This window comes from Dyadobacter sp. OTU695 (assembly GCF_038440355.1).
In the GTDB taxonomy this organism is placed as follows: Bacteria; Bacteroidota; Bacteroidia; order Cytophagales; family Spirosomataceae; genus Dyadobacter.
The window spans coordinates 26738-40327 of the sequence record NZ_JASATN010000021.1 but is presented as its reverse complement, the minus strand read 5'-3'; the positions used below and the strand labels follow the sequence as shown (position 1 = coordinate 40327).

12 protein-coding genes are annotated in these 13590 nt (G+C 48.6%); 3 read left to right on the top strand and 9 right to left on the bottom strand.

The genetic code is table 11. The features are described from left to right. Positions 1-137: 137 nt before the first annotated feature. Both AAHB90_RS27160 and AAHB90_RS27155 read right to left on the bottom strand, forming a co-directional pair. Complete coding sequence (locus AAHB90_RS27160; RefSeq protein ID WP_342088386.1) at positions 138-692, bottom strand: Uma2 family endonuclease; 555 nt, start codon at positions 690-692, stop codon at positions 138-140. Positions 693-768: 76 nt separating this feature from the next. After that, positions 769-1974, bottom strand: coding sequence for a DUF763 domain-containing protein (locus tag AAHB90_RS27155; RefSeq protein WP_342088385.1), 1206 nt, complete (start codon positions 1972-1974; stop codon positions 769-771). A 22-nt stretch (positions 1975-1996) separates the two neighbouring features. Between AAHB90_RS27155 and AAHB90_RS27150 the strand changes: the two genes are divergently transcribed. After that, positions 1997-3412 (top strand): hemolysin family protein, encoded by a 1416-nt coding sequence (locus AAHB90_RS27150; RefSeq protein ID WP_342088384.1) that lies wholly within the window; start codon positions 1997-1999, stop codon positions 3410-3412. A gap of 40 nt (positions 3413-3452) precedes the next feature. On the opposite strand, the gene AAHB90_RS27145 is transcribed toward AAHB90_RS27150, so the two are convergent. The 7 genes from AAHB90_RS27145 to atpA form a co-directional block, all read right to left on the bottom strand. Next, complete coding sequence (locus tag AAHB90_RS27145; protein ID WP_342088383.1) at positions 3453-4142, bottom strand: SDR family NAD(P)-dependent oxidoreductase; 690 nt, start codon at positions 4140-4142, stop codon at positions 3453-3455. A gap of 20 nt (positions 4143-4162) precedes the next feature. Next, positions 4163-5026, bottom strand: coding sequence for a UTP--glucose-1-phosphate uridylyltransferase GalU (gene galU / locus AAHB90_RS27140; RefSeq protein ID WP_342088382.1), 864 nt, complete (start codon positions 5024-5026; stop codon positions 4163-4165). Between the two features lie 150 nt (positions 5027-5176). After that, positions 5177-6172, bottom strand: a complete 996-nt coding sequence (locus AAHB90_RS27135; RefSeq protein WP_342088381.1) for a mevalonate kinase family protein — start codon at positions 6170-6172, stop codon at positions 5177-5179. Between the two features lie 183 nt (positions 6173-6355). Next, positions 6356-6883: a YceI family protein gene (locus AAHB90_RS27130; protein ID WP_342088380.1), complete on the bottom strand. Its 528-nt coding sequence runs from the start codon at positions 6881-6883 to the stop codon at positions 6356-6358. 128 nt (positions 6884-7011) lie between these two features. Then, complete coding sequence (locus tag AAHB90_RS27125) at positions 7012-7743, bottom strand: outer membrane lipoprotein-sorting protein (RefSeq protein WP_342088379.1); 732 nt, start codon at positions 7741-7743, stop codon at positions 7012-7014. 83 nt (positions 7744-7826) lie between these two features. Continuing rightward, positions 7827-8711, bottom strand: coding sequence for an ATP synthase F1 subunit gamma (gene atpG, locus AAHB90_RS27120; RefSeq protein WP_342088378.1), 885 nt, complete (start codon positions 8709-8711; stop codon positions 7827-7829). Positions 8712-8797: 86 nt separating this feature from the next. Then, the gene (gene atpA, locus AAHB90_RS27115; RefSeq protein ID WP_342088377.1) at positions 8798-10375 is read right to left on the bottom strand and encodes a F0F1 ATP synthase subunit alpha; all 1578 of its coding nucleotides are present in this window, start codon (positions 10373-10375) and stop codon (positions 8798-8800) included. 289 nt (positions 10376-10664) lie between these two features. Here atpA and AAHB90_RS27110 point away from each other — a divergent pair, with 289 nt between their 5' ends. Beyond that, a complete protein-coding gene (locus AAHB90_RS27110) occupies positions 10665-11423 on the top strand; it encodes an FKBP-type peptidyl-prolyl cis-trans isomerase (protein WP_342088376.1) in 759 nt (252 codons plus the stop codon). Between the two features lie 11 nt (positions 11424-11434). Next, the gene (locus AAHB90_RS27105; RefSeq protein WP_342088375.1) at positions 11435-13561 is read left to right on the top strand and encodes a carboxy terminal-processing peptidase; all 2127 of its coding nucleotides are present in this window, start codon (positions 11435-11437) and stop codon (positions 13559-13561) included. Positions 13562-13590: the final 29 nt, after the last annotated feature.

Below are 13590 nucleotides of genomic sequence, written 5' to 3'. Positions count from 1 at the left end.
GAGGACGTTGCTTAATGCAGGTTAATCGGGCTCAGTTATGAACCGGGTACAAAGGAATTAAAAATAGCGCTAAAATCTGTCTTTACAGTCTGTAAAGAATGCAGATATAACTTGGAAAGGTGATTAATTTGGGGGAACTAAGCCGACAGCAAATCCCGCACGGAAATATCGAAATCATTCATCACAGGAAATGCCGAACAAACATCCAGTTCTGTGCAGATTTTGACATTCTTTCTGGCAGTATAGACATATACCACCTCATTGTCGGGGTAAATGTGCCAGACGACCTTCACGGAGGAATTGAAATATTCGACTAACTTTTCTTCCACTTTTTCGGCGTCGTCGGTCGGGGAGATTACTTCAATGAGAAATTCCGGGACAGGTTCTTCGTCGGAAGTGGCGGAAGCGCCGATCTGGCGGCCAGAGAAAAAAGCAAGGTCAGGTCTGCGCATTTGAATGCCACTGAGCATGACATCCTGTTCCATGATCAGCGCACCGCCCTTTGCAAAGGCAGCCGTATGAAAGAACAGCTGTTGCAGCTTTCGGATGATGAACAAATGCTTTTTCTTCAATTTGCCGAATCGGATGATTTTGCCGTCGTTCCATTCATATTTAAAACCATCGACAGGCTCCCACTGAATGAATTCATCCAGAGAGTGGGGTAAAACCGGTGATGTGGAACGCAGTATCATTGATCTCGGGTATAAGCTACGGTACTTTGAATGAGCCATTAAGACCATTCTAAAATTAGCAAATCAAATATTCACTTCAAAACAGCTCCAACTGTCCGTTCCAGCCCTTGGGTTTGGGCGCTTTGCCTTTTACGGTCCGACCTTCGTATTTCCACGAGTTGTCGCGTTCGTGTTGCACGATGTCGTTGAAGCGGTTGTTGGGCTGGAAGTCCTTTTCGAGCTGTGCAGAAACTTTGGAGAGGTTTTTCAATGCGTCGGATTTATCCTTATCTCCCATTTTAGCGAGTTTAATAGCCCTGTCGAGGGTTAGGATGGATTCGTCGTATACGGTGATGGGAACCGGGAACGGATGCCCGTCCTTCCCGCCATGGGCGAACGAGAAGCGGGCCGGATCGCTGAACCGCGACGGCGTGCCGTGTATGATCTCGCTCACGAGCGTCAGCGACTGGATCGTGCGCGGACCGACGCCTTCAAGCATGAGCAGAGATTCCATATTATCGACCGGATTGTCGTGCGCCAATGCCAGCACGGCGCCGAGCCTTTTCAGATTGACATCTTCCGCGCGGACATCATGGTGGTCGGGCATAATCAGCCTTGAAACTTCCCGCATGATCTTGTCCGGGTTTTCTTTGGTAAGATCCAGAATGCCTGTACGAGTGGGGGCGGCGGCTTTGGCAGTGAGGTTAAGTATATCGCCCTGATTTTGTCCATAAATGAATGTATGGGGCTCTTCGATGAAGGACCGGATACTCGGAGAGTGCCAGTGATAGCGGCGCGCAAGGCGGTCGTCGGTGTTCATACCTTGCTGAATGACTGCCCAATTACCTTCTTTCGAAAGGACAAATGAATGCAAATACAGCTGGAAACCGTCCTGAATGGCGGTATTATCTACTTTCGCAGATAGCTTACTGTGGTGGACGAGCAGATTACCGTCGAGCCCGGTTTTCTCGGCGATCGCAAGCAGCTCGGTGGGAGTCTGCCTTGAATATTTGCCCCGGCCTCCGCAAATGTAAATGCCTAGCTCCGACGATCTTCTGTTGACCGATTGCTTTAAAGCACCCATTACGGACGTGGTGATACCCGACGAATGCCAGTCCATCCCGAGCACACAGCCGAGCGACTGAAACCAGAACGGATCGCTCATTTTTTGGAGCAATGCATCCCTTCCATACTCCATCACAATCGCTTCCACGATCGCGCCCCCGAGGGCACTCATGCGTTGCGCGAGCCAGACGGGCACTTTCCCGTAATGCAGGGGTAAATCGGCGTGACCACTTTTCATAAGACATTCAATTTACGAAAATTTGGGCCAGCAACAGGTAACCGGAAATGCATTAATGCCGGTCGCGGTTTCTCAATGGTATGATTTTTTGTTAAAATGCAGCTTTAAAACGCATTTTTATATCAAAACTGATCCGCCGGCCTCCATGGTTTTACAGGTTATCATTACCCTTGTACTCGTTCTGCTGAATGGATTTTTTGTTGCTGCCGAGTTTGCAATTGTCAAAATCCGCGCCTCGCAGCTCGAACAGAAAGCCCAGGAAGGGAACAGGATGGCTATTCTTTCGAAAAAGATTGTCGCAAACCTCGATGGCTACCTGGCCGCTACACAGTTCGGGATCACGCTCGCGAGCCTTGGATTGGGTTGGATAGGGGAGCCGGTCGTTTCCAAGATGATCATCGGCGCCATGGACCTGGTAGGCCTTTCCGTGGATCCGGAACTGGCGCATCATATTGCATTGCCAACTGCATTTGCAATTATCACTGTTTTACACATTGTGTTTGGCGAGCTCGCGCCCAAATCGATCGCGATCCAGCGTCCCGAATCGACGACATTGGCCTTGTCCTATCCATTGCACGGCTTTTTCCTGGTATTCAGGCCGGTGGTGTGGATGCTAAATGGGATTGCCAACGTGATTTTGAAAGGAGTAGGTATTACACCGTCTCACGGGAGCGAGGTACATAGCAGCGATGAGTTGCGCTACCTGGTTCAGCAACAGAAAGATAGTGGTATGATCGAAGCCGCGGATTACGATCTGATCAAAAATGCATTCGACTTTTCGGAGCGTTTGGCACGCCAGGTTATGATTCCCCGCCCGCAGGTGGTTGGTATTGATGCGAATGATTTTTCAGAAGCCAAAATTGAAAAAGTCATAGAAGAAGGTTACTCCAGAATGCCGGTTTATGAGGATACGCTGGATCAGGTAATCGGCGTTTTGCATTTGAAAGATTTGTTATTGAAAATGCGGCAGGGTAAAGATATTGTCTTGTCGGAACTGATCAGGCCGATCTCGACCGTGCACGGTTCCAAGCCGATCGGTGTATTGCTGCGCGAGTTTCAGGTCAATCGCCAGCAAATGGCGGTAATCGTTGACGAGTATGGCGGCGTGGACGGCATTGTGACGATGGAGGACATTCTTGAAGAGCTGGTGGGAGAGATTCAGGACGAGTATGATAACGAATTGCCGATCGTCAAAAACGAAGCAGACAACACTTACACCGTGCAAGGAGCAGCCTCAATCGCGGATTTAAACGATAAGTTGCCACACGACATTACCAAACGGCCTGACTATGAGACGCTCGCCGGCTATCTGATCTGGAAGTTTGGACGCATTCCGGCAGTTGGTGAGAAATTCAGGACGAAGCACTATGAATTTACCGTGCTTAAAAAACAGCGTAGTACGGTTTCGCAGGTGAAGATTTCGATTCTGGAAAGCTAGCCGGCGTGGCTGTCAGGAATTGTCAGCCGGGGGGGCGCTTTCAGGCTTCGTTGTAAAGTTTCAAAACAGTTTGGCGTAGCTTTTTGCCCGTATCACTTAAAACAAATGCAATACCCTCGGCCATATCCGAAGCGGGAATCCATTTGCTAAAATCCGAGCCGGGCATAGCGGCACGGTTATCCGGGGTGTCGATGATACTCGGGACGATTACCGTGGCGGTAATGTTTTTCGATTTCCCTTCTGCATTGATCAGTTCGGCCATTTGGAAGACCAGGCTTTTAGCCAATGTGTATGCGAAGCTTCCCGTACCCGCCTCGGGTACGAGCGCCGGGCGCGCGCCTATGAGGATGAACTGCCCGCCTCCGGTTGCTTCGAAGTGCCTCATCAACGGTTTCACGATATGGAAAGCGGTTCTGAAATTCATTGTGAGCATTCGCTCTATATCGGCATCGGAAGTATCGGTCAGTTTGGCCATCGCGAAACCGCCTGCGAGCAATATGCCAGCTTCGATTTTGCCTGCATTGGTAATGGCTTCGGCTACGAATTGCCCAGCCTGTTCCGCGTTGGCTAGATCGGCGAGGTAGTTGGACACGCTCGCATTGTCGGCATAGGCGTCGGTTTTCCCTTCCCGGACATTGATATGCAAGCCATAACCAAGCGCTGTGAGTTTCCTGACAACGTCTTTACCCAGATTTCCGGTGGCTCCGCTGACGATGACTTGTTTGGACATGGTTATGGCTTGTTTAAGAGTTATTTATTTAGAATATCAACCAGGAATTTCCGGAATGGTTCAGCGAATTCCTTTCTTTTCAATGCAAATTCTACCGTCGTTTTGAGGTAATCGAGCTTGTCGCCGATATCGTGGCGCTTGCCTTCAATATGGTGTGCAAATATGTTTTCGCGTTTCAAAAGGAGCAGCAACGAGTCTGTAAGCTGGATTTCGTTGTTTTTACCCTTTGGAGTTTGCTCAATCGTATTAAAAATTTCAGGGGTTAGCACGTAGCGGCCGGCAATGGCGAGGTTGGAAGGCGCTTTATCAATGGCAGGTTTTTCTACCAGGGTGCTCAGTTCAAGAATCGTGTCGCTCAGAGAGTTTCCACCGACAATTCCGTAGCGGTTCACCTTGTTGGCCGGAACTTCTTCCACGGCAATCACCGATCCCCCATACTGTTCGTAAGTATCCATCAATTGCTGCGTAACCGGAATTACGGAGTCCATGATCGTATCGCCAAGCAGAACGGCAAACGGCTCGTTACCGACGTGGTGTCGGGCATAGTAGATCGCGTCACCGAGGCCATTGGCTTCTTTCTGACGGACGAAATGTACATTAGCCATATCCGCGAGGCGTCGCATTTCATTGAACCATAGCAGGTCTTCCTTCTCTTCCAGACGGCTTTCAAGCTCTACATTCCGGTCGAAATGGTCCTCGATGGCGCGCTTACCTTTTCCGGAAATGATCAGAATATCTTCAATCCCCGAATCCACGGCTTCCTGTACCACATATTGAATGGTAGGAATGTCGATAATCGGGAGCATTTCCTTCGGCATCGATTTGGTTGCCGGCAGGAATCGGGTCCCAAGCCCGGCGGCAGGTATAACAGCTTTGCGAATCATAGTTTTTTTTAAGGCTGTAAGCTCTAAGCTTTAAGCTGTAAGCGGGCAGCGTTGATTTTTTATTATTGAACGAAATAGTGTAAATATCTAACGGTTATAGAGCCGGAGCCAACAAAAAGCTTATTGCCTAGCGCTTACAGCTTAACGCCATCAAACCACAAACGGCCGTATCACCCTTGCATTGAATTTTTTCAACTGTACGAAGAGCTGGTTCAGCATATCGTCGTCTTTATAAATGCCTATGATCGTACCGCCGGAGCCTGCGAATTTCGCGGAGGCACCGCACGCACGCGCCGCATTGATCAGCTTCTTATTCGATTCGGGGACATTGTAAATTTTACAGCGCAGGTCGAAGTTTTCGTTCATCAACGAATGTAAATCGTCCGGACGGCCTTCCAGCAGTGCCGTGCGCCCGTCTTCTGCTTTTTGGGCGATCTGGCCAAGGACGTCGATTACGTCCTGCTCTCCGCGGTCGTAACGCGTACGCACGTCGTTGTGCACCTTGCCCGAGACTTTGCTGAGGTTGGTGTTGTAGGCCACATACAGTTTCGGCAACAGTTCGGGGTTAATGCGCTCATAACGGCCATAGCCCTGGGTTTGGATCAGGTTTTTATCAAAATCCATATACACACAACCCTCGTAGCATTGGATCACACGGTCCTGCAAGCCCGCGGTAATGCCCAGCTCCTCGGTTTCCGTCACCATCACCAGCTGCGGCAATATTTCAATCGGTATCTCGACTTTGTAAAATTGCATCAGCGCCCGGAACAACGCGACGATGATCGCGCTGGAACCCGACATGCCTACCTGGCGCGGGATCGACGAGCGGTAGCGCACCGTGAAGTTCTTATTGGGCAATTTAATGCTGTTTTCCTCGCAATAATCCCCGAATTTCTTGATACCAGCCTTGATGAGCGGGATTCCTCCATTATAACCCAGCATGTTCACCGAATCGCGGAGATGGAAAATGCTGCGGAATGTGTTCAAATCCTGCGGCTGAGGCTCGATATGCAGCTCAGGCGACTCGTAGAGCGAAATGGAAGCACCAAAATTTCTTACGGATATGGAGATCGTTTTGCCGAAAAAACCGTCAGAAGGATTGCCTAAAAGTCCCGCACGGGCATAGGCGCGTGTTTCAATGATCAATGTTAAAGCGTGTTTAGCCGGACGTAATAATAATTGGGACGATAAAATACCATTTTGCCCTGATAGGCCCGTATTTCGAAATTTTACCCAATGCGGCTTGAAATCTATGAACGAACGGGCTGGAAACAAAAAAAGCGCGGATAAAAATATCCACGCTTTCTTGAGAGGAACGGTTTATTGATATTATTGTTTTACGACCTGAACGTTGGCGATCAGTTTCACTTCGTCACCCACAACCACACCACCTGCCTCGGTTACCACGCTCCATTCGAGGCCGAACTCTTTACGGTTGATTTTGCCGCTGATCTCGAAACCTGATTTGTTGTTGCCGTAGAAGTCGGTCATGTTACCACCATATTCTACGGCAAAATCTACGGGTTTGGTAACGCCTTTGACGGTTAAGTCGCCGTGCAGTTTATAGCTGTCATCGCCTTTTTTCACAAGCTTGCCCGAGAAAGACAGTTTCGGATGGTTTTCTGCATCAAAGAAATCCGGCGATTTCAAGTGTTGGTCACGTTGGGCTTGTTTGGTATCTATGCTTTCCACGTCAGCGGAAAAATGGACGGTAGCGCCGTCGAAATCTTCATTTTCTGTTTCAACACCGCCTTCGAAGCTGTTGAATGCACCGGTTACAGTTGAAATCACAAGGTGTTTCACTTTGAACTGGATTTCTGAATGTGTTGGGTCGATTACCCATTTAGTAGTAGCCATGTCTATGTTGTTTTTTATGTGTATTTACATTTAATGTATATACATCTAATTACAAATATTAGTTTCAAAAAGGATAAAAAAAATCCCGAAAAAATTTCCGGGATTTAAGAAAGCTATGTTTTTGGCTTCTATTGAGGCATTTCAAAGATTTTAGGATCGACTTTCGGATTCACTTCGAGCGAAGTGATTTTTAGTCCCATCTTGGTGCCGGGCATGGCTGATGTCGTCACTTCGGAGGTAAATGGATGATAGATGCCATCCACTGCACGGAAATCGGATTGGGTGTTTTCCGACATAATGTCCTGGCCATTGACTTTCGTTTGTGCGACAATCTTCAAAATATAGAATGTGTCCTTGGAAATATAATTGATCCTGCGGACGCCGTTGGGCAACGTCATGGTTACCTTATAAACCTTTGCTCCTGAAAGGTCTTCTTCGCCGTCGAGCGTGACTTTATATCCTTTCTCCTTGTAATTGTAGAGACCGGTAAGATCGGTTTCATTCGCCAGCGACTTCACTGCGTCTTCCGGGAGGGCGACGGCCTTGGTATTTCCGGTCATCGGATTGATCGTCCAGCCGGTACTGCCGCTCACCGCCTGCACCACGGTCATACCCTGTACGGTGGTTTCACTCCGGAAGCCCTTGTTCTGCACAATAATCGTGGTGACGGGCACTTTCATATTCATGATGTCCATTTCGGCGGTGATCTTCATGCTTTGCAACTTGCCGAGCTTGTCGCCACCCATCGCCTTGACATGCTTGGCCACGATTTCATCAACGGTTTGGGCGGTGACGGCATGGGTAATGCAGGCGATGATGAGGAATGTGAGTAGTTTAAAAAGGCTTTTGGAATGTTGCATGATGTGGTTGTTGGTTTGCTAAATAAACAAAAAAACGGCCGGATTGTTGTAATCCGGCCGTTTGGAATATGTTTGGGGTAACCTTAGTTTTTCAATGCTTCGGCACCTCCGACGATTTCGAGGATCTCTTTCGTGATCGCTGCCTGACGCGTACGGTTGTAAACGAGGCGCAGTTCTTTCAGAAGTTCCTGGGCGTTTTCCGTTGCCTTGTCCATTGCTGTCATACGCGCTCCCTGCTCCGATGCATTGGATTCGAGAACAGCACGGTACAACTGGATTTTCAGCGACTTAGGGATCAGTTCCGCAAGGATTTCTTCTTCGGCCGGTTCGAAAATATAGTTAACCTCTGTCTTCTTCGACTTGGTCGATTTGTTTTCAGCTACGATCGGCAAGTATGGGTCGGTATGGATGATCTGCGTAGCTACGTTTTTGAACTCGTTGTACACGATATCCACCGCGTCGTAGCGCCCTTCCGAGAAATCCTTCATGATTTCCTCAGCTGCGCTTTTCACATTTACAAAGCTCAAACGGCCGAAAAGATCGGTGTAAGCAGTGTTAACAGTAAAGCCGCGGCGTACGAGCGACTCTGCTCCTTTTTTACCGATGGCAAAAATCTCTACATTTCCTTTCGCTGCCTGAGCCGCATATTTCGTCTCGATCAGCTGGAGTGTAGCTTTGATAATATTGGTATTGAATGCTCCGCACAATCCACGGTCGGAAGTTACGACTACTATCAGCACCTTTTCCACCGCGCGAACGGTTTTTAACGGGCTGTCGGCAGCGCTTTCCGATGCTGACGAAACTGTCAGAAGCATTTCTCCAAGCTTCTGTGCATAGGGGCGCATTTGCAGAATGTTGTCCTGTGCACGACGCAGCTTGGCTGCCGCTACCATTTTCATGGCTTTGGTGATCTGCTGTGTGGAATTAACCGAAACAATACGGTTACGTACTTCTTTTAAGCTTGCCATTCTCTGGGTGTTTTAAGCGATCCGGTGATCCTTTTGAATTGTTCTAGGAAAATGCCGGAACGGGTAGGTTCCGGCATTTTTACCGGTTAACGATATTTTACAGCAACTTCCTTAGCTACTTTCTCGATAACGTCTGTTACGCTGTTGTCCAGTTTTCCGGCACGCAAAGCAGCAAGTGCTTCTTTATATTGTCCAGCCAGTACGGTGGTGAAGTCTTTTTCGAATTCTTTCACACGCGCTACGTCTACGTTGTCCAGCAAACCTTTGGTGGATGCGTAAACGGTCGCTACCTGCAATTCAACAGGAACCGGCGCATACTGAGCTTGTTTCAAAACTTCCTGGTTGCGGCGTCCCCGGTCGATTGCCAGCTTGGTAGCGGCGTCGAGGTCGGAACCGAATTTCGCAAATGCTTCCAGTTCACGGAATTGCGCCTGATCGAGTTTCAGGGTACCCGAAACTTTCTTCATTGATTTGATCTGCGCGTTACCACCCACGCGGGATACCGAGATACCTACGTTGATCGCAGGGCGGATACCCGAGTTGAAAAGGTTGGATTCAAGGAAGATCTGGCCGTCGGTGATCGAGATTACGTTCGTAGGAATGTAAGCCGAAACGTCACCAGCCTGTGTTTCGATGATCGGAAGGGCCGTCAATGAACCACCACCTTTTACTTTACCTTTCAATGAAGGCGGAAGGTCGTTCATGCTGGCAGCGATCGTATCATCAGCGATGATTTTCGCAGCACGTTCCAAAAGACGGCTGTGGAGGTAGAATACGTCACCTGGGTAAGCTTCGCGGCCCGGAGGACGACGGAGGAGCAGGGACACCTCACGGTAAGATACCGCTTGTTTCGAAAGGTCATCGTAGATCACGAGTGCAGGACGGCCGGTGTCACGGAAGTATTCACCGATCGCAGCACCTGTAAATGGCGCATAGAATTGCATTGGAGAAGGATCCGAAGCACCAGCAGCGACGATCACGGTGTAATCCATCGCGCCGTATCTGCGAAGGGTAGCTTCGATCGACTTGATAGTCGAAGCTTTCTGACCGCAGGCAACATAGATACAGAATACCGGTTCGCCTTTGTCGTAAAATTCCTTCTGATTAATGATTGTATCGATCGCAACCGCAGTTTTACCTGTCTGACGGTCACCGATGATCAACTCGCGCTGTCCGCGTCCGATGGGGATCATCGCATCGATCGCTTTGATACCGGTTTGAAGCGGCTCAGTTACAGGCTGACGGTAGATCACCCCCGGAGCTTTACGCTCGATAGGCATTTCGAACGTCTCACCAGTAATAGGTCCGTTTCCGTCGATCGGCTCAGCCAGTGTGTTCACCACACGGCCGATGATTCCGTCACCTACTTTCACGGAAGCGATTTCTTTGGTACGTTTTACAGTAGCACCTTCTTTGATGTCACTGAAATCCCCCAGCAATACGGCTCCTACATTGTCTTCCTCGAGGTTAAGAGCGAGGGCCTTAAGGCCGTTCTCGAAAACAAGCAGCTCACCTGCCTGTACCTGGGAAAGACCATAAATGCGGGCAACACCGTCACCAACCTGAAGGACTGTTCCTACTTCTTCGAGTTCTGCTTCTGATCGAGCGCCTGCAAGTTGTTCGCGCAGGATGGCCGAAACTTCATCCGGTCTAACAGATACCATAGTATAATTGACTTATTTAGAGTATAGTAGTAAGTTTTCTGAAAACTGCCGCAAAGGTAGAGTTTTATTTTGGTAAAAACAGAATGATTTAACTAAAACCTGCGATATAAAATTAGATTTTTCCAAGGAAGTGGGCGGAAGGGTATCGCCGGGCGCAAATTTACCGTTTATCAGCCTCTAATAACATTTTTAAAACTTTTTTAGGTACTGATTGTGTTTTTGTTGTAATTGAGATCGTTAATAACACTTATATATTGAATTTTAATCTTTTCGACCATCTTTCTTAATAATGTACAAATTAGAAAAAACCATTTTAGCAGCCCTGGCATTTGGAGTATTGGTAACCGCGGAAGGCACAGCACAAACTATCAAAAAAACAACTAAACCCGCTGCAACTGTAAAGAAATCAGCGGCAACACCTGCAAAAACATCGGCAGGTCCTGCAACATTGAAAACGACTGCCGACTCTTTGTCAGCAGCGATTGGAGTTAGCTTCGCAAATTCGTTATCTTCACAAGGTATCAGCGATATCAACACCGAGTTGCTCACACAAACCGTTAAAGCGGCTCTGAAAGGTGAAAAAACAGCCTTTTCAGCCGATGAGGCGAATATGTTTATCCAGGGTTACTTCACAAAGCTGATGGAAGAAAAAGGCGCTGTGGTGCGCAAGGAAGGGGAGAAGTTTTTGGAAGAAAACAAGAAGAAGGAAGGCGTAGTGACCACCGCGAGCGGCCTGCAATATCAGATTATCAAGACAGGCGACGGTCCCAAACCGGCGGCGACAGATAAGGTTAAGACACACTACCACGGTACACTGACCAATGGAACGGTTTTTGACAGCTCGGTCGATAGAGGCGAGCCAGTCGAGTTCCCGGTCAATGGTGTGATCAAAGGATGGACCGAAGCGCTTCAGTTAATGCCTGTCGGATCGAAATGGAAGCTTTTTATTCCATATCAGCTGGCTTACGGTGAGCGTGCGGCAGGACCTCAGATACCGGCTTATTCAGCCCTCGTATTTGAGGTTGAATTATTGGAAATCGTAAAATAGCAAACGAGCAAATGAAAAAGTATCTTATCACTCTTATTCCGGTTGTGTTGCTTGGTTGGCAGCGGGGCCCTGTTCAGGAACGAGTGGGGGTAACGGCACCAACGGCCGCCTCCATGGATGAAGATATCAAGCCGATTCCTGCGCAATACAAAGCGGAGGAGCTGACAACGAGGATCTTATCCAGCTATCATTATAGGAAAACGAAGCTGAACGATTCTCTTTCGGCGGCAATGTTTGATAAGTACCTCGATGCGGTAGACCATGGAAAACTCTACTATCTGGCGAGCGATATTGCCGAATTCGAGCAGTATAAGAACTCTTTCGATGACTATTTGCAGAAAAGAGAGCTAGATGTCCCTTTTCAGATCTATAATGTTTTCAGAAAGCGCTACAAGGAAAGAAGCGAGTATATCCAGACTTTGCTGAAAGAACCGAAACCTTTCGATTTTACGCAGGATGAGTCGATGGACACCGACCGGGAAAAAGCTGCCTGGGCGAAAAACACCGACGAACTGAACGATACCTGGCGGAAATACCTGAAAAGCGAGGCATTAGACCTCAAACTGTCGGGTAAAGCGGACACTGCGGTGGTAACCACCCTGCGCGACCGCTACAAAACCCGTGACCGTGCCCTGGGCCGTATCCGGACAGAGCAGGTGTTCCAGATGTTCATGAATGCCTATGCCGAATCTCTCGACCCGCATACCAGCTATATGGCGCCTACTTCGGCCGACCGTTTCAAGCAGGAAATGAGCCAGTCGCTGGAAGGAATCGGTGCATTGCTTCGTGAGGAAGATAACTATATCAAAATCGTAGAGGTAATCCCCGGAGGGCCGGCATTCAAAGGGAAGCAACTTAAAAAAGAAGATAAAATCGTAGCGGTTGCACAAGGCGACGAAGGCAAGTTTGTCGACATCGTGGGCTGGTTTGTCGACGATGCCGTGAAACTGATCAAAGGCCCTAAATCGACTGTCGTGCGTTTGCAGGTAATTTCTGCCGATGCATTGCCCGGATCGGCTCCCAAAGAATATCGTCTCGTGCGAGAGAAAATTAAACTGGAAGAACAGCGCGCGAAGAGCGAAATCGTTTCCATTAACAACGGTAATAAGGAGTATAAAATCGGTGTGATCGATATTCCTTTGTTCTACCGCGATTTTGAAGGTGCACAGCACCGCGAGAAAGAGTTTTCAAGCACAACGCGGGACGTTCAGAAACTGATTACCGATTTGCAGGCTTCGAATGTGGACGGCGTCGTGATCGACTTGCGTAACAATGGCGGAGGTTCGTTGACAGAAGCTGTTTCACTGACCGGCTTGTTTATCAATCGCGGACCGGTTGTCCAGGTAAAAGAAAGCCAGGGTGAAATTGAGGTACAGTCGGATAACGATCCTGCGATTGCCTACGATGGCCCGCTGGCGGTAATGGTGAACCGTTTCAGTGCATCGGCTTCTGAAATCTTCGCGGCGGCGATCCAGGATTACAAACGTGGACTGATCGTTGGAGAGCAAACCTATGGAAAAGGAACCGTTCAAACGCTGATCGACCTGAACCAGTGGGTACCTAAGGAGCAAGACCAGCTTGGCCAGGTGAAACTGACCGTTGCGAAATTCTACCGTATTAATGGAAGCAGCACACAGCTGAAAGGCGTAACGCCGGATCTCGAATTGCCGACCGCATTTAAAGTGAATGAGTACGGCGAAGGCTCGCAGCCAAGTGCATTGCCCTGGGATCAAATTGCATCCTCGCGTTACGAGGTTACCAGCAATATCAATCCTAAAATCGTAGATCAAATCCGTGACAAGCACAAGCATCGTCTCAAATCCGACGAGGAACTGAAAACGCTTGTGAAGACACTGGATGATTTCAAGCAGGCGCGTGAGAATAAAATTGTGTCTTTGCAGGAATCCAAACGTAAAGCGGAGCGCGATGAAGCTGAGAAAAAGCGCGTGGCGATGAAACAGCTTGGAGAAGACAATGTCGACGGTGACGATGAAGAGGAAACGGATTCAAAAGTTGCCGAGGCTCCAAAAGACGTAAAGAAGAAGAAAGATATTTATCTGACTGAAACCGGCCGCATTCTGGCGGATCTGATCGTGATTTCGAAAGAGCCGAGTCTGGCGGGAACCAAGAAGAAGTAAGTATCTCAAACCAGATATGAGAAGAGCAC